This is a genomic window from Morganella psychrotolerans (genome assembly GCF_001676155.1).
GTDB lineage: Bacteria > Pseudomonadota > Gammaproteobacteria > Enterobacterales > Enterobacteriaceae > Morganella > Morganella psychrotolerans.
In genome coordinates, this window is the sequence record NZ_LZEW01000001.1 from 782,312 (window position 1) to 798,952 (window position 16,641).

Sequence of the window (16,641 nt, forward strand, 5' to 3'; positions counted from 1 at the left end):
TGTTTTTATGAATAAAACAACAGTAAAAGCAGAATTTTCAATTTATGGTGATGATTTTAATCCTGATGAAATAACTGAGTTACTCGGGATTTCACCGATGGAAGTAAATTTAAAAGGTACTATTAACGGAACAAGAAAAAAGACCAAGTACAGAAACAAACTGGTCAATATATACAAGGAAAGAAGAATCTTATGATGTAAAAGAACAAACAAGAAAAATAATATCAATTTTAAATGATAAGGTCATCATTCTTAACGAAATAAAGAAAAAATATAATATTTCATTTATGCTATCTCTTTTGATTGAAGTGGAAAATGGAGAAAAACCAGCAATTTACTGGACGCCAGAAACAAATTACTTTCTGGGGTCAATTGGTGCTGAAAGTTCAGTTGATATTTATATATATAGCTAGATATTGACTATGTGTTAAATTTATCTTTAGCTACATTGTATATTTTTTATGTAATGCCAATAATAATGATGTTGAACTGACATCCTCCACAGATCCTGATGAATTCGGCGGACGGGGCTGGCATACCGGCGGAGATATTGACAAAACAGATGTCCTGTTGACACCGGTAAAGAAATGGTCTGGTTCCGGATGCAGGATTACAACCGGAAAACGCTAATCAGGACTGTTTCAGATAAAGAAAAATGGACAACACTATCAGCCCGAATTGCTGATTTTTTATTTACCGATTGTTTTTTAAGATATTTTACATCATCGGCATTTGTATCATCTTATTTTCAGTCATTTTACTTTCAGTTTTATGAAGTTATTCGTGAAAATCATTATATCTATTTTAATATATTGTATGAACATAACCAACATCATCTTCTTCCGAAAAAAGCACTGTTACTTAATAATAAGTTAATGAAATAATAAGATGGTTCTAGTATTTCATAAAATTCAAATGAGGTATCTTCCGTGAAAATATATTAAAAATGAACACCACAGGGATATTTTCAGATGTATGCAGTAGAAATGGAGAATGTTCATAAAAGCTATTTTCTCGGAAAAATCCGTGAGACAGCATTAAGAGATATTAGCCTTAATATTACTTCGCAGTGTTTTACTGTATTGTCCGGAAAATCCGGCAGCGGAAAAACGACATTACTTAATTTAATCGGTGGACTAGATACTCCGGATGACGGACATATTACGATTGCCGGTCATGCAATGAATAAAATGAATGATAACCAGCGCAGTACATTCAGAGAACAGCATTTAGGGTTTATTTTTCAGAATTTCAATTTAATTCCGGTCTTGACGGCCTATGAAAATATTGAGATTCCACTAATCCTGCAGGGGTGTCCTCCGGCAAAACGCAGGCTGGCAGTGATGGCAATGTTAGAAAATGTCGGTCTTGAAAATAAAATAAACTCTCTCCCTAATCAGCTTTCAGGGGGACAGCGGCAACGCGTTGCAATTGCCCGCGCACTGATCCATAAACCCGTATTAGTCCTGGCTGATGAACCGACTGCTAACCTCGACAGTAAAACGAGTAAATCAATTTTACAGCTTTTGAGAGAGCTGCAGACCGAATATAAAACATCGGTTGTTTTTTCGTCGCATGATCCGCTGGTACTTTCAGCAGCAGATGATATTTATTTAATTAATGACGGTATGGTTACCCATCAAATCCGGGATATGACTGATGCAAACAACTAAACTTGCTCTGCGCAATCTTCTCCGGAACAGACGGCGTACCTGTTCTACATTATGTGCGATTATTATCGGTGCGGTCAGTATTCTGCTATTTGGTGGATATAATCATTCTATTGAATACAGTCTGAGGACCACCTTTATCCGTGATATCGGTCATCTTCAGATTCAGCATAAAGATTATTTTCTTCAGGGTATTGCGAATCCTCAGGAATACAGTATCCGCCGCTACCAGGCTATTATTGATGCCATTTCCACAGACCCCGTATTAAGCCCGATGATTAATGTCAGCGCGCCTGTTCTTCTGATGAACGGAATTGCGGGTAACTATTCTGCCGGTACATCCCGGCCGGTATTAATTTATGGCACCGATGCAGTCAGTCAGCAGAAATTATCTCAGTGGGACGAATACCAGTTGGGTAAAGATATTCGTGCGCGCAATGCACTGGATAAATCAATTAGTGATGCCGGATTAACCGGGAATGGCCTGAGTCGGCTGCTGAAATTAGACGAGCCGGAAAATAGCCATATTACCGGTACCCGCCGGACTGATACCACTGCGGATGCGCTGCCTGATGATCTCGCTGAGTTGGTTCAGGATACCCGTGGTCAACGCAAAACCGGGGCGGGAAAATATATCGAATTGCTGGCAGCGTCTGCTAACGGCGCCCCCAATATTGTCAGAATTAACGTTACCGGTCACCAGCCGCAGGCGGCTCGTGAGCTGGATGACAGCTATGTGAATATTCACCTGAAACAGGCACAGCAGCTTTTATTCGGACAGGGTGAACCGGGTGTCACCGCGATTGTTCTGCAACTTAATCATTATGACCAAATGGATGAAGCCAGAACGCGCTTACAGCAGTTGCTGACTGAAATATCGGCTGATGAACCGCTGGCAGTGCTGGATTTTATGCAGTTGCAACCACTGTATAATCAAATTCTGGCCATGTTCGGAAAGTTATTCAATTTCCTGCTGGTGATTATTCTCTGTATTACGTTATTTACTGTCGGTAATACGATGAGTATGGCCGTTCTGGAGCGGACAGTTGAAATTGGTACGCTGAGGGCTATCGGATTAAAACAGCGGGATATTCAGAGCATGTTTCTTAATGAAGGTATTCTTCTGGGGATTATAGGTTCTGTCACCGGGGTTATTTCCGCTCTTATCATTGCTTATATTATCAATCTCTCCGGTCTGACCTGGCAGCCCCCGGGTGTTATTGCCCCGATTCCTATCCGGATAAAAGTATGGGGTGAACCGCTGATGGTTGCCGGTGTTATCGGAACGCTGATGGTTGCCGCCGTATTTTCTTCCTGGTGGCCATCAAGAAGAGCCGCGGTTGTCTCTATTGTTCAGGCATTACGATATACATAATGCAATATACCCAACGTCATTCAGGATGCAGCCAACGAATCCGCAGTTTGAATGAATAAGGGTATAAAAAAAATTAATCAGATCACAGGACGTAATATACCATGATATTTCAGACAAAATGGTCCGCCCCGTTGTGCCTCGCATTTGTATTTTTATTTGCAGGAATACGCCCGGCGCTGGCAGATATAAATGCGCAGGATATTCTGAAGAGAAGCGACATTGTCCGCAATCCGCAGCAACCATTCACGCTGGTCACAACATTAATCAGCTATAAAAATGGCACTCAGCATGAAAAAAAGTGAACTGCGGCTTTATTCCCGCCCGGATCCTCACGGCGGACAGTATCACAGCCTGCTGCGGTTTATCAGCCCGCAACGTGATGTGGGAAAACTGACATTAAAAAGCGGGCGCGACCTCTGGTTGTATGATCCTAACAGCAAAGCCAGTGTGCCTATCTCACCACAGCAGCGGTTGTTAGGTCAGGCATCAAATGGTGATGTTGTGACGGCAAACTGGGCGGCAGATTACAGTGCGGCAATTATAGCGGAAGAAACTATTCAGGATGGATATAAACAGGATCGTGAATGTTATCGTCTGCATTTAACTGCAACGAATCCGGATGCTGCATATCCGTCCATGGAGCTGTGGGTCGATAAAACCAATTTTAAGAGCCTGAAAGCTGAGTTTTATGCCGTTAACGGTAGTCTTCTGAAAACCACTTTTTACCGGCGCTATGAAGAAGTCTTAGGCGGAGAGAGACCCACTGAAGCGGTAATTATTGATGGTATGAATTCGCAGTTGGTGACGGTTATCCGTAATCAGCAATTTGAATGGCGTGATGTGCCGGAGTCCTGGTTCCAGCGTGATTTTTTACCACATATCAGGGATGACTGATTTATGTGGAAGCATCACAGTTACCTGATTGCCGGTGTATCCTGTCTTGCAGGCAGTGCATTATTGCCGGCGGTGGCTGCTGAGGGCATGGATACGTCGGTATTGCAGGCGCTCGATCTTGCGGATAATACCGTCTTTGAAAAGGCGGAAAACAGCGCATTATCCTTGTTTACAGAAGCCGCTACGGTGATAAATGAGGCAGGCAGCAATGTGCAGCGCCTGTCTCTGGATCTGCGCCTGGATACTCAGCTGTTCCCCTCAGGATCTGATAAGGTCCGGTTTGTCTTATCCAACCGGACGGATAGCCGTTTTTTTGGTGCACTGGGGCATAACGGGAATGTCAATGTACTCAGGGAAGCCTATATCAGTTATAAAATGTCATCCGTGACTATCGTGGATGCCGGGCGTATTAATACGCGTTATGGTGTGGCTCTGGGTTATAACGACGGATTTTCTTGGCAGGAATACGGTCAGGTCAGCTATTTCTGCTGATCCTGAAAGTTTGCGTACCAACCGGCTGGGTAATGTCATGATCCGGCTTCAGCAGTTCTGGGATAAGGCTGCCGTAACCGCCATTATTTCACCAAAGCTCGGGGATAAACCGAATAAAGCTGCGTTCAGTCCTGACTGGGGCGCCAGTAACCCTGAAGACCGCCTGTTGTTATCAGCAAGCTATAAATTCGGGGATAATTTTAATCCTCAGGCTATCTATTATCACGAGGCCGGCAGCCAGCCGCAGTTCGGGCTTAATGTCTCACGGGTTCTCAGTCGTTCCGTATTGATGTACACGGAGTGGGCCGGTGGTCGGCAGCCACTGGCATGGCAGAAAGCCTTACCGGAAAATCAGCAGGAAACCAGGTGGCGTAACCGTGCCGCAATCGGCACAACCTGGACGAGCGATAACCAACTGACATTGCGCCTGGAAGGGCATTACAACGGCAGTGCGGATAATAAAAAAGCGGCAGATCAGTTATCGCGGATCCCTCCGTCCGTGCTGAATCCGGCCGATCTGACCAATAAAATGCCGGATATTATGGCATCACGCAAATCCGTGTTATTCCAGGTCTACCAGAAAGATATTATTGATAATTATGATGTTAACCTGATTTTGCAACGCGACCTGCAACAACATAAAAACATGGGTTTTGCTGAGATACGCCGACATTTCGGTTCTGCGGATGTTGCTGTGCAGTGGCAGAAAACCTATGCACTGAAAGAAAACGACGGGTTTGATGTCAGGCCTGAGCAGCGCTGGCAGCTATCGGTTAATTATTATTTTTAAATATACCCTTATTCATTCAAACCGCAGGTTCGTTGGCTGCATCCTGAATGACGTTGGGTATAAACCGTATTTCCCCTGAATGAAAACAAGACGCCCGATGATGTTCATCGGGCGTCTTGTTATTGAAAAGCGGTCAGACTATATCAGCTTGATCAGCTTGCCGATGATTCAATGCCCTGGCTGCGCAGGTATTCATCATACGTCCCGGTGAAGTCGACAACTTTTTCCGGGGTGATTTCGATGATGCGGGTTGCCAGTGAACTGACGAACTCACGGTCATGGGAAACAAAGACCAATGTTCCCTGATATAACTCAAGCGCCATATTCAGAGATTCAATGGATTCCATGTCGAGGTGGTTAGTCGGCTCATCCATAATCAGAATGTTCGGCTTGGTCATCATCAGCTTACCGAATAACATCCGGCCTTTTTCACCTCCGGACAGTACCTGGACAGGTTTTTTGATATCATCCTGGGAGAACAGCAGACGCCCGAGCACACCGCGTACAGACTGCTCATCATCACCAGCCTGCATCCACAGGCTCATCCAGTCGAAAACTGTCATATTGACTTCAAAATCAGCCCCATGATCCTGACCATAATAGCCGATAGCCGCATTCTCAGACCATTTGTAGCGACCTGCATCCGGTGTCAGTTCACCGACAAGCATTTTCATCAGTGTGGTTTTACCGACACCATTCATACCCAGAACGGCAATTTTTTCGCCCACTTCAACCATCATATTGATGTTTTTGAACAGTGGCGGGTTGTTATCATACCCTTTGGTCAGGTTTTCCACTTCCAGCGCATTACGGAACAGTTTTTTATCCTGATCAAAGCGGATAAACGGATTCTGGCGGCTGGAAGCTTTTACTTCTGCCAGCTGAATTTTATCTATCTGTTTGGCGCGGGAGGTTGCCTGGCGTGATTTGGAGGCATTTGCACTGAAACGGCTGACAAATGACTGCAATTCATTGATTTGTGCTTTTTTCTTCGCGTTATCCGCTAACAGACGCTCACGGGACTGTGTGGCGGCAAACATGTATTCATCATAGTTACCCGGATGCACATTCAGGCTGCCGTAGTCCAGATCCGCCATGTGTGTACACACCATATTGAGGAAGTGACGGTCATGGGAAATAATGATCATGGTACTGTTACGGGCGTTCAGCGTCTGCTCAAGCCAGCGGATAGTATCGATATCCAGGTTATTCGTCGGCTCATCGAGCAGCAGAATATCCGGGTCAGCAAACAGTGCCTGGGCTAATAAAACGCGCAGTTTCCAGCCCGGAGCGACTTCGCTCATCGGGCCGCTGTGTTGCTCCAGCGGAATACCCACACCCAGCAATAATTCACCGGCGCGGGATTCGACAGTATAGCCATCCATTTCGGCAAACTGTACTTCCAGATCAGCCACACGCATGCCATCTTCTTCGCTCATTTCCGGCAGATTATAGATGCGGTCGCGTTCCTGTTTGACTTCCCACAGCTCGCTGTGACCCATGATCACGGTATCAAGCACGCTGAATTCTTCATAAGCAAACTGATCCTGCTTCAGTTTACCCAGGCGCTCATTCGGGTCGAGGAAGACATTCCCGCCGGACGGAGTGAGTTCGCCGCCGAGAATTTTCATAAAGGTGGATTTACCACTGCCGTTCGCGCCGATCAAGCCGTAGCGATTGCCGCCGCCGAATTTTACAGAGATGTTTTCAAACAGCGGCTTAGCGCCGAACTGCATCGTGATATTATTGCTGATTAACAAGACGAATACTCATTAGTTGAAATTGAAAAAGGAAACGGCGGGCATTATGCCACAAATTAAACGCGAACTCACCGGTGTATAAAAAAAAAGGCGGGGCATGAGCGGAAAAATGCAAAACAAAATTGATAAATAATGGATTCTCTGGTGAAGTTGTCCCGGGGTTTCTGTAAGAGAAGCCCGTCGGGTATATACCCAATTTCATTCAGGATAGCACTATGCCATGGACATTTTCTCATCCGGCGGTTGTTTTTCCGCTGAAACATTCCCGTTTCGGACGCGGGCTGAATCTTCCCGCTCTGATAACCGGCAGTCTCTCGCCCGATTTACTGTATTCTTTCGGGTTATACCGCGCGGCAGGTGATGCGCACCATTTCAGTGGCTGGTTTTATACCGGACTGCCGCTTTGTCTGCTTATTATACTGGTTTTTCATTATTTGTCTGATCCGCTGAAAAAAATCCTGCCCGTTCCTGTAACCGATCCGCTGACCGGGTCATGGCGCAGAAATTTTATCCTGTTGATTTCTCTGTTTATTGGTGCCGCCACTCATATTATCTGGGATGCGTTTACCCATGAAACCGGCACTGTCGTCAGAGCGGTGTCACTGTTGCAGGCGTCTGCATTACAGGGGATGACTGACGGGCAGGAGATAGCTGTCTACAAAGTGTTACAGCACTTCGGCTCACTGCTCGGTGCCGGGTATCTTTGTCTGGTGTATATCCGGTATCAGCGCAGGCTTGAGGCCGTGCAGCAACAGGAAAACCGCCGTAAATTTATCCGGCTGACGGGTCTTGCTGTGCTTTCTGCCCTTTGTGCATTGCCGGTTGCGTTGTGGCTGTCACAGACGGTTTCCGGTTTTCATGTGAATCGCTTTGTTTTTTATGAATTGTCGCTGACTGTGCCGTTTTTGTTCGGATTTATTATATTGATGGCTCTATTTTATGCAGTTAAGCGGGTCTGACGGCTTTATTCTGTGTGTTTTGACGTCATTCCGGTATTCTTAGCGCAATATACCTGTTCAGAGGAAATACCATGGCAATCTGGGTCGATGCTGACGCCTGTCCGAAAGTAATTAAAGAGATACTCTACAGAGCGGCAGATCGCGAAAAAATAGAGATTACATTTGTTGCCAACCAGCGCCTGGTTGTACCGGCATCTCCGTTTCTGCGGACATTACAGGTGCCCGCCGGGTTTGATGTCGCCGATAACGAAATTGTCCGCCGGGTTCAGACTGATGAACTGGTGATCACCGCCGATATTCCGCTGGCAGCGGAAGTGCTGGAAAAGGGCGGTGTTGCGCTCAATCCGCGTGGCGAACGCTATAGCAATGCCACTATCCGTGAACGCCTGACTATGCGTGATTTTATGGACACCATGCGTGCCAGCGGTGTTCAGACCGGCGGTCCGGCAACCATGAATCAGCGTGACCGTCAGCAGTTTGCCAATGAACTGGATAAATGGTTGTTACAGCGTAAAAAACGTCTCGCAGCGTCCTGATATCCCCTCACTATTAATATATTAATGTTTTCCGGGCTGCATGATGTGGCCCGGTGTTTTTGTTTGTTACTATCACCACCATAAATGTAACAATTCCCTCTTTGTGTTCATTATCTAACCTTAAACACTACAATAACAATGGGTTATAATTGTATTGTGGTTATATCCCCGCAGACGATCTGGTCTGAATCCAACTAAATACCTCGCCAAATTCGATATTTTATATCGGTTATACCTGATAATGCTTCTATTTAGTCCCGATATTATTAACAATACGTCATATTCATTAACAATATAATGATCTTTGTTATAATTAGCGTGCTACTTTATTAGAGAATTACAATATAAATATTAAATAAAATGATGAGGCTTTAGATGAAAATCTCACGCAGAAAGTTAATTTTAGGGGTTGGTGCTGCCGGGGTATTGGCAGGTGGTGCTTCAGTATTAGTTCCGATGGTGCGCCGCGACGGTAAATTTGTGGAAACCACATCCCGTGCAAAAGCGGTTGCCGGTACAGAAGGTGCGTTACCGAAAGAAGCTGATACGGTGATTATCGGCGGCGGCATGATGGGCATAATGACCGCAATTAACCTGGCGGAAAGAGGCATGAGCGTCACCGTCCTGGAAAAAGGGGATATTGCCGGTGAGCAGTCCGGCCGGGCTTACAGCCAGATCATCAGCTACAAAACATCAAAAGAAATTTTCCCGCTGCACCATTACGGCAAAATGCTGTGGCGCGGTATGAATGAAAAAATTGGTGCGGATACCAGCTACCGGACTCAGGGTCGTGTTGAAGTGCCGTCAAGTGCGGACGATCTCGAAAAATCACAGGCGTGGGTTGAATCCGCCAAAGTGTGGGCGTCTGATTTTGATGCGCCGCTCAATACCCGTTTTATTAAGGGTGATGAATTAAAACAACGCCTTGCCGGTGCAAAAACAGACTGGCCAGTTGCCGGGTTTGAAGAAGATTCCGGCAGTGTGGACCCGGAAACAGGTGTGCCGGTTCTGGCAGAATATGCCAAAACGCTGGGTGTCAAAATTTTCACCCATTGTGCGGTTCGCGGCATTGAAACCGCAGGCGGTAAAGTATCTGATGTTGTTACTGAGAAAGGCGCAATCAAAACCTCTCATGTTGTACTGACCGGGGGGATCTGGTCGCGTCTGTTTATGGGCAATCTGGGTATTGATATCCCGACACTGAATGTGTATTTGTCACAGCAAAGGGTTTCCGGCGTACCGGGAGCACCACGCGGCAATGTGCATTTACCGAGCGGTATTCACTTCCGCGAGCAGGCGGATGGTACTTATGCCGTAGCTCCGCGCATTTTCACCAGCTCCGTGGTGAAAGACAGCTTCCTGCTGGGACCTAAATTCCTGCATCTGCTGGGCGGCGGCGAATTGCCGCTGGAGTTCTCCATCGGGGAAGATTTATTTAACTCCTTTAAAATGGCGACATCCTGGAACCTTGATGAAGCATCACCTTTTGAGACTTACCGGATTGCGACAGCCACACAAAACAGCGAACATCTGGATGCGGTATTCGCCCGCATGAAAGCAGAGTTCCCTGTATTTGAACAATCAAAAGTGGTTGAGCGCTGGGGCGCGATTGTTGCACCAACGTTCGACGAACTGCCGATTATTTCTGAAGTGAAAGAGTATCCGGGGCTGGTTATTAATACAGCGACCGTCTGGGGAATGACCGAAGGTCCGGCATCCGGTGAAATTACAGCGGATATTGTTACCGGCAAAAAACCGGTTATTGATCCGGCACCGTTTAGTCTTTCGCGTTTCAGTTAATTAGTTAATTACCTGCAATATTATAAAGAGGCTCAATATGCGTTATAAAAGTTTACTGTTAGCTCTTCCGTTAGTCTGGGGTGCGGCAAATGCAGCTGAGGGTGTTGTTCATCACAAACTGAACGGCATGCCTATCTCTGAATCTGTGGAAATCAGCGGCAACAAAAACATTATTTTCCTCAGCGGAAAAGTTCCGGCGAAGATTTCAAAAGACGCACCTGAAGGCGTTCTGGCGTCTTACGGCAATACTGAAGCTCAGACCATCAGTGTTATGGAACAAATCAAAGCACATCTGGCTGAATTAGGTCTGGAAATGAAAGATGTGGTGAAAATGCAGGTGTTCCTGGTCGGCGGTGACGAGACTAACGGCACAATGGATTTCGCAGGCTTTATGGCAGGCTATTCCAAATTTTATAACGACAAAGACTCCGGCAATGCATTACCGGCACGCAGTACTTTCCAGGTTGCTAAATTAGCCAACCCGGCATGGCGTGTGGAAATTGAAGTAACCGCAGTACGCCCGTAAGGCGATATATACCCTTATTCATTCAAACCGCAGGTTCGTTGGCTGCATCCTGAATGACGTTGGGTATAGCCGCATCATAACTACCGGATCTACGGCCAAAAGGCGTAGATCCGTCTTATCCCCGCCACGCTTCCGTACTAAAATAATTGTCATAACTTGTTGAATTAAGATATCTAATTCCATTATTTCATGGCATACGCATACTGCGTTATTCTGTTTTTCTGAGACAACGATATGCTGACACGAGTCCGCTTTTCACTATAAAATGGTACTCCGCCTGCTAACTCTTCCTGTATTCGACATAATCCCGCACCTTTTATATGGTTTTGATATGAATCAATAAGGTCTGACCAGTCCCTCTTATGATTATCGGTAATTAAAGAGCGATGTGAGATTATAATGACAACAAAAATAATACCTGAAAATACGGATGGATTGCCGGTCAGCCGCCGTCACTTTGTGCAGGCGGGTGCCGCACTGGTTACCTTACCGTTTATCAGCAGCAACGCCTGCGCACAGGCAGATGAAAGCCTGCCGCAGAGTTCAGCAGACAGCGTGGCAGCGAATGCCGGAGCCGATGTGATAGCCACATGCAGCACCTTTGACTGCGGCGGTAAATGTGATATCCGCGCTCATGTGAAAGAGGGGATTGTTACACGAATAACAACCCGTCCGGATGCCGATCTTGATGATGACATGCCGGTGATGCGGGCGTGTGTCCGCGGGCGCGGTTACCGCAAATTTGTCTATAACGCAGATCGGCTGAAATACCCGATGAAACGGGTCGGTAAGCGCGGTGAAGGGAAATTTGAGCGGATTTCATGGGATGAAGCAACCACCCTGATCGCGGAAAATGTCACCCGTCTGACAGAAAAACATGGCGCAGCCAGCCGTTTTCTGACAGTTAATACCGCCGTTACCGGGGGTATTTTTTCCGGTGATACTATGATGAAGAAACTGTTTAATCTGACCGGCGGCTATCTGCCGTATTATCACTCCGTCAGTCTGGGAAACACTGTCAAAGTCACCCCTTATACCTACGGGATTGCCAAAACCGGCAGCTCGATGGATACCCTGGCAAATACGCCGTTAGTGATCCTCTGGGGACATAACCCGAACGAAACCGTATTCGGGCATTCCAATCATTACTATCAGAAAATGAAGCAGAACGGCACAAAGTTTATTGTCGTTGATCCGCGCTATTCTGATACCGCGCAGTCTCTGGCTGATCAGTGGGTTCCGCTGCTGCCGACCACGGATAATGCCCTGATGGATGCGATGATGTATGTCATCGTCACTGAAAATATCCACGACAAAGCGTTTGTGGATAAATATGTTATCGGCTTTGATGAAGAGCATATGCCGGAAGGCGTCCCGGCGGGTGAATCGCTGGTTTCTTATCTGACCGGTAAAAAAGACGGCACCGAAAAAACACCGGAGTGGGCAGAAAAAATCACCCGCGTCCCGGCAAATACTATCCGCCAGTTGGCGCGTGAGTATGCGATGACCAAACCGGCGGCACTTATCCAGGGCTGGGGTCCGCAGCGCCATATCTGTGGTGAGCGCAGCGCGCGCGGCTCCACGTTGCTGGCAGCGATCACCGGGAATGTCGGGAAAGAGGGCGCATGGGCTGCCGGTTACGGTGGCGGCGGTAACCGTGTGTCAATGCACGGACCGGATACCGGTGAAAACCCGGTTAAAGCGCAAATCTCCATTATGAACTGGATGCAGGCAGTTGAAGATGCCGGTAAAGTGCGCCCGGAAGACGGGTTACTCGGTGTTGATAAGCTTGATAGCAATATCAAAATGATCTTCTCGCTGGCGGGCAACTATCTGGTTAATCAGAACCCGGATGTGAATGCGGCGGCAAAATTACTGGCAGATGAATCAAAAGTTGAATTTATCGTCGTCAGTGACCTGTATATGTCACCGTCCGCCAAATACGCCGATCTGCTGCTGCCGGAAACCAGCTTTATGGAGCGCTGGAATATCGGTGATACCTGGGGCACCGGCAGCTACTTTATTCTGTCAGAAAAACTCATCGAACCTGCATTTGAACGCCGTTCTGATTATGACTGGATAAGCGACGTTGCAGACAAAATGGGTGTAAAAGAGGCGCTGACAGAAGGGCGCAGTGAAAAAGAGTGGATTGCTTATCTTGTCGGAATGAATAAAGCCCGCTTCCCTGAGCGTCCTGATTTCCCGACCTTTGAGGAATTACAGAAAACCCGCCGTTATCTTTTCAAAGAGAAGCCGTTTATTGCTTTTGAAGAGAATATCCGCGACCCGGAAAATAATCCGTTCCCGACACCGTCCGGCAAAATTGAAATCTTCTCCAAACGCCTGTATGACATGCAGAACCCGGATATTCCGGCGTTGTCACATTATGTTCCGGCAATTGAAGGACCGGAAGATAAACTGACTGACACCTATCCGCTTCAGATGCTGACCTGGAAAGGGCGCAACCGCGCAAACTCCACACAGTTTTCTAATCCGTGGTTACAGGAAGTGCAGGGACAGGCGCTGTGGATAAACCCGATCGATGCAGAAAATCGCGGGATCAATGAAGGGGATATGGTGCGTATTTATAATGAGCGCGGCATTTCTCAGATCCCCGCGCTTATCACTCAGCGCATTATCCCGGGCGTTGTCGGGATGCAGGCGGGCGCCTGGTGGAACCCGGATGAAAAAGGTGTTGATCACGGCGGCTGCCCGAATGTGCTGACATCCACACGGATGACCCCGCTGGCACACGGTAACTCGCATCTGACAGTTTTGGTTGAGGTAATAAAAGCATGAGTGACTTTAAAGAATATGCACCGGTCAGTGATGAACAGCTCGGGTTCTTTATTGACTCCTCACGCTGTTCCGGCTGCAAAGCCTGCCAGGTAGCCTGTAAAGATAAAAACAATCTGGAAGTCGGGCGGAAATTCCGCCGCGTGTATGAAGTTCAGGGCGGGGGATTTGCACCCAATGGTCAGGGCGGCTATGAAAACAATGTGTTTTCCTACACCTTAACTATCTCCTGTAACCATTGTGCCGATCCGGTCTGTGTTAAAAACTGCCCGACCACCGCGATGCATAAACGTCCCGGCGATGGCATTGTGCGGGTTGATACCGGCAAATGTGTCGGCTGCGGCTATTGTGCCTGGTCGTGCCCTTACGGCGCGCCGCAGATGAATAAAGAGACGGGGCAAATGTCCAAATGTGACCTTTGTGTGGACTTGCTGGCAGAGGGTCAGAACCCTGTGTGTGTTGATACCTGTCCGCTGAATGCCATAAAATTCGGTAAAATCCGTGAACTTCGTGAAAAATACGGGCATTTAAGCCAGGTTCAGGGATTGCCGGACTTTACCATCACACAGCCGAATCTGGTGATAAAACCACACAAAGGCGCGCAGAATAAAGGGGAGGTTAAATCATGAGCGAGTGGCCGTTAGTTGCATTTACGTTATTAGTACAAAGCTCGGTCGGTGTTGTGATTTTTTCCGCACTTTTTTTCTGTCGTCTGGAAAAATCGCTGGGTAATCAGCGCGCAAGCCTTGCCATGAAACCGGTATTACTGACCGGCGCAGTTCTGGGCTGCCTCGGGTTGCTCGCCTCGACACTGCACATGGGGTATCCGTGGAATGCGTTTCATGCGCTGCGCCATATCAGCACCTCGTGGCTGAGCCGTGAGATTGTCTTTGCCGCGTTATATCTGGGGGCGCTGTGTCTTTATACGCTGTTTGTTCTGATCAAAGGGCGGATGAACCGGAGTATTCTGGCGCTGATTGGATTGCTCGGACTGATTGATATTTACTGTATGGCATCCCTGTATTTCAGTACTGCGATGATGACATGGATGCATGTGAATACCTACATCCTGTTCTTTGCCGCGGTATTTGCCGCAGGCGGTACGATTGCGCTGGGACTCACGGCGCTGCGGGTGAAGTCAGTCATTGACGGTACAACAACTCTGCGGATTGTCGCAGTGGCGCTGGGGCTGATTTTCCTGGCGGTTGCGGTACGAATGGCGGCTCAGCCATTCTTCCTTGAATGGTTGTCAGAAGCAGCACAAAACAGTGATGCGATAACCTTCCCGCACTCACCGCTGGCCGCTTACGCGACAACGTCCGGACTACGGATTATTGCCGGTGCATTATCAATCAGCGGAATTTTATTCCTCGGATTCAGTTTGATGCGGATGCGTAACACCGTACTGACCAGTGGTCTGCCGGTTATTTTATCCGGCTCAGTCCTTGTCTTTGCCGGTGAGGTGCTTAACCGGTTTGCGTTTTTTATTGTTCAGTAGCTATAGATCCCCTCTTTGAATTTGGCAAAGAGGGGATAACCAATCTGGTCATTCATCTTAATATCCCACTGTTAAATTATATAACAGCGGGATTGTCATTCCTGATGTAAAAAAGTATTCCGGATATCTTTCCGGAATACTCAGGAGAAATAAAGATGACAGAGAGTAAATCTGAAAAACCGGGTGGCGGTTATCTGACAGATTATCAGCATGATGGTGCGTGGCGTAAAGGGATAAAATTCCCGTCCGGAAAACTCAGCTATTATGAGCAGTATGACATTGTTGTAGAAGGTATTACCTGGCAAAAACCGGAACAAATTGACAGTGAAAACATTATTCTGATACCTGCTCAGGAAGATATTGTATGGAACAGCAAGATAGGGATATATGGCTCGCGGGGCATTGAAGCCAGTGAAACCGTCTATATGGACGGTACTGAAGTTAAACCGTTCGGCGGAAAAATAGATAACTCCGGCGCACTGACGCGGATTATTTTCGAAGAAGGCAGTGTTACCCGTTACAATAATTATCAGGCAGTTGTTAACGGACACAAATATACTGATTTACCAAAAGATACCGAAAGTAATGCTATCGGTCTGACCGTGAAAATTGATGAATACGCGGGTGTGGTACTTTCCGGACTTAATGATCGCAGTCAGCCGGTAACTGTATTTGAAAAAGACAGTGATAATAAACCATTACAGGGATTTGTTATTTTCCACGGAGATACATCGACCTGTATTATGTTCCGCAAAGGCGATCTTACGGCGTTTTCCGCCGGTTATAAACTGTATTACGAGGATACATTTACTACCGCATCGATCAATCTCGAACCGGTTCATATCCGTTTTGAATCTGTAGGCAAAAATATCCGGACAGAAGTCCGTCTGGTTGCGCTGAACAGCGATGGTCAGGATGGCGAAACCCTGTTTCAGGGACGTTATAATCAGTCGTAAAAGAGAAACAAGTTAGTCAAAAACCTCCTTCAGATAAGGAGGTTTATGCAAACAACAGAATGATTATTTCGCCAGATACAGGCACGGATCTACGGCATTACCGTTTTTTCTGACTTCAAAGTGCAGCAGTGGCTGTTTGGCATCAGTGTCTCCGACGGTGGCTATTTGCTGACCTGTTTTGACTTTATCGCCTTCTTTTACCAATATTTTATCGTTATGTCCGTAGGCTGTGCGGTAAACCTCATCATGACTGATGATAATCAGGTTACCGTAGCCTTTCAGGGCATTGCCGACATACACCACATCACCATCTGCAGCGGAAAGGACAGGTTTGCCTTTTTCAACCGCAATAGTGATTGCTTTGAGGCTGGTAAAGTTATCAACAATATTGCCTTTCAGCGGCCACTGAAACTGTCCGGTTGTTTTTGCGGCAGTTGCGGCATCACATCCTGTAAGCGTGTTTTTTTCAACGGGGGTTGTACAGGCTGACAGCAGAACAAATACCGGCGCGAATAAGACAGCCGCTGTTAATTTTTTCACTGATTATTCCTTAAATATGAATGACTCTTCTTCTGAATAATAATCGTTT

At 46.9% G+C, this 16,641-nt stretch carries 18 protein-coding genes; 16 read left to right on the top strand and 2 right to left on the bottom strand.

The annotated features are described in order from the left end of the window. The first annotated feature begins 7 nt into the window (after positions 1–7). From AYY16_RS21370 to AYY16_RS20150, 8 genes are all read left to right on the top strand, one after another. Positions 8–196, top strand: coding sequence for a DUF4279 domain-containing protein (locus AYY16_RS21370; protein WP_156664950.1), 189 nt, complete (start codon positions 8–10; stop codon positions 194–196). Beyond that, positions 168–413, top strand: coding sequence for a DUF4279 domain-containing protein (locus tag AYY16_RS20420; RefSeq protein WP_156664973.1), 246 nt, complete (start codon positions 168–170; stop codon positions 411–413). The genes AYY16_RS21370 and AYY16_RS20420 overlap by 29 nt, the downstream gene beginning before the upstream one ends. Positions 414–971: 558 nt before the next feature. Beyond that, a complete protein-coding gene (locus tag AYY16_RS03915) occupies positions 972–1,673 on the top strand; it encodes an ABC transporter ATP-binding protein (protein ID WP_067362332.1) in 702 nt (233 codons plus the stop codon). Then, positions 1,660–3,045 carry an ABC transporter permease gene (locus tag AYY16_RS03920; RefSeq protein ID WP_067362334.1) on the top strand — a complete coding sequence of 462 codons (1,386 nt, stop codon included), beginning with the start codon at positions 1,660–1,662 and terminating at the stop codon, positions 3,043–3,045. The genes AYY16_RS03915 and AYY16_RS03920 overlap by 14 nt, the downstream gene beginning before the upstream one ends. Positions 3,046–3,146: 101 nt before the next feature. Then, positions 3,147–3,347, top strand: coding sequence for a hypothetical protein (locus AYY16_RS20825; RefSeq protein WP_235846204.1), 201 nt, complete (start codon positions 3,147–3,149; stop codon positions 3,345–3,347). Then, on the top strand, positions 3,334–3,939 hold the full coding sequence (locus tag AYY16_RS03925) for an outer membrane lipoprotein-sorting protein (protein WP_235846205.1): 606 nt from the start codon (positions 3,334–3,336) through the stop codon (positions 3,937–3,939). The genes AYY16_RS20825 and AYY16_RS03925 overlap by 14 nt, the downstream gene beginning before the upstream one ends. Before the next feature lie 3 nt (positions 3,940–3,942). Next, the gene (locus tag AYY16_RS20145) at positions 3,943–4,431 is read left to right on the top strand and encodes a hypothetical protein (protein WP_067362337.1); all 489 of its coding nucleotides are present in this window, start codon (positions 3,943–3,945) and stop codon (positions 4,429–4,431) included. Positions 4,432–4,468: 37 nt separating this feature from the next. Then, a complete protein-coding gene (locus AYY16_RS20150; protein ID WP_067362340.1) occupies positions 4,469–5,221 on the top strand; it encodes a hypothetical protein in 753 nt (250 codons plus the stop codon). Positions 5,222–5,373: 152 nt separating this feature from the next. Here the strand turns inward: AYY16_RS20150 and AYY16_RS03940 are convergent, their stop codons facing one another. Further along, the gene (locus AYY16_RS03940) at positions 5,374–6,981 is read right to left on the bottom strand and encodes an ABC-F family ATPase (RefSeq protein WP_067362344.1); all 1,608 of its coding nucleotides are present in this window, start codon (positions 6,979–6,981) and stop codon (positions 5,374–5,376) included. A gap of 215 nt (positions 6,982–7,196) precedes the next feature. Between AYY16_RS03940 and AYY16_RS03945 the strand changes: the two genes are divergently transcribed. The 8 genes from AYY16_RS03945 (at position 7,197) to AYY16_RS03980 (ending at position 16,052) form a co-directional block, all read left to right on the top strand. Next, positions 7,197–7,940, top strand: a complete 744-nt coding sequence (locus AYY16_RS03945; RefSeq protein ID WP_067362348.1) for a DUF4184 family protein — start codon at positions 7,197–7,199, stop codon at positions 7,938–7,940. A 71-nt stretch (positions 7,941–8,011) separates the two neighbouring features. Next, the gene (locus tag AYY16_RS03950; RefSeq protein WP_067362351.1) at positions 8,012–8,476 is read left to right on the top strand and encodes a YaiI/YqxD family protein; all 465 of its coding nucleotides are present in this window, start codon (positions 8,012–8,014) and stop codon (positions 8,474–8,476) included. Positions 8,477–8,851: 375 nt separating this feature from the next. After that, entirely contained in the window at positions 8,852–10,276 is a 1,425-nt protein-coding gene (locus tag AYY16_RS03955) for an NAD(P)/FAD-dependent oxidoreductase (RefSeq protein WP_067362354.1), read from the top strand. A 37-nt stretch (positions 10,277–10,313) separates the two neighbouring features. Beyond that, a complete protein-coding gene (locus tag AYY16_RS03960; protein ID WP_067362358.1) occupies positions 10,314–10,802 on the top strand; it encodes a RidA family protein in 489 nt (162 codons plus the stop codon). A gap of 399 nt (positions 10,803–11,201) precedes the next feature. Then, positions 11,202–13,601, top strand: coding sequence for a DMSO/selenate family reductase complex A subunit (locus tag AYY16_RS03965; protein ID WP_067362361.1), 2,400 nt, complete (start codon positions 11,202–11,204; stop codon positions 13,599–13,601). Next, on the top strand, positions 13,598–14,227 hold the full coding sequence (locus AYY16_RS03970) for a DMSO/selenate family reductase complex B subunit (RefSeq protein WP_067362364.1): 630 nt from the start codon (positions 13,598–13,600) through the stop codon (positions 14,225–14,227). The genes AYY16_RS03965 and AYY16_RS03970 overlap by 4 nt, the downstream gene beginning before the upstream one ends. Beyond that, positions 14,224–15,096: a dimethyl sulfoxide reductase anchor subunit family protein gene (locus AYY16_RS03975; protein WP_067362367.1), complete on the top strand. Its 873-nt coding sequence runs from the start codon at positions 14,224–14,226 to the stop codon at positions 15,094–15,096. Before AYY16_RS03970 ends, AYY16_RS03975 begins: the two co-directional genes overlap by 4 nt. A 155-nt stretch (positions 15,097–15,251) precedes the next feature. Beyond that, positions 15,252–16,052, top strand: a complete 801-nt coding sequence (locus AYY16_RS03980; protein ID WP_067362370.1) for a hypothetical protein — start codon at positions 15,252–15,254, stop codon at positions 16,050–16,052. A gap of 63 nt (positions 16,053–16,115) precedes the next feature. On the opposite strand, the gene AYY16_RS03985 is transcribed toward AYY16_RS03980, so the two are convergent. Then, complete coding sequence (locus AYY16_RS03985) at positions 16,116–16,592, bottom strand: murein hydrolase activator EnvC family protein (RefSeq protein WP_067362372.1); 477 nt, start codon at positions 16,590–16,592, stop codon at positions 16,116–16,118. Between the last annotated feature and the right edge of the window lie 49 nt (positions 16,593–16,641).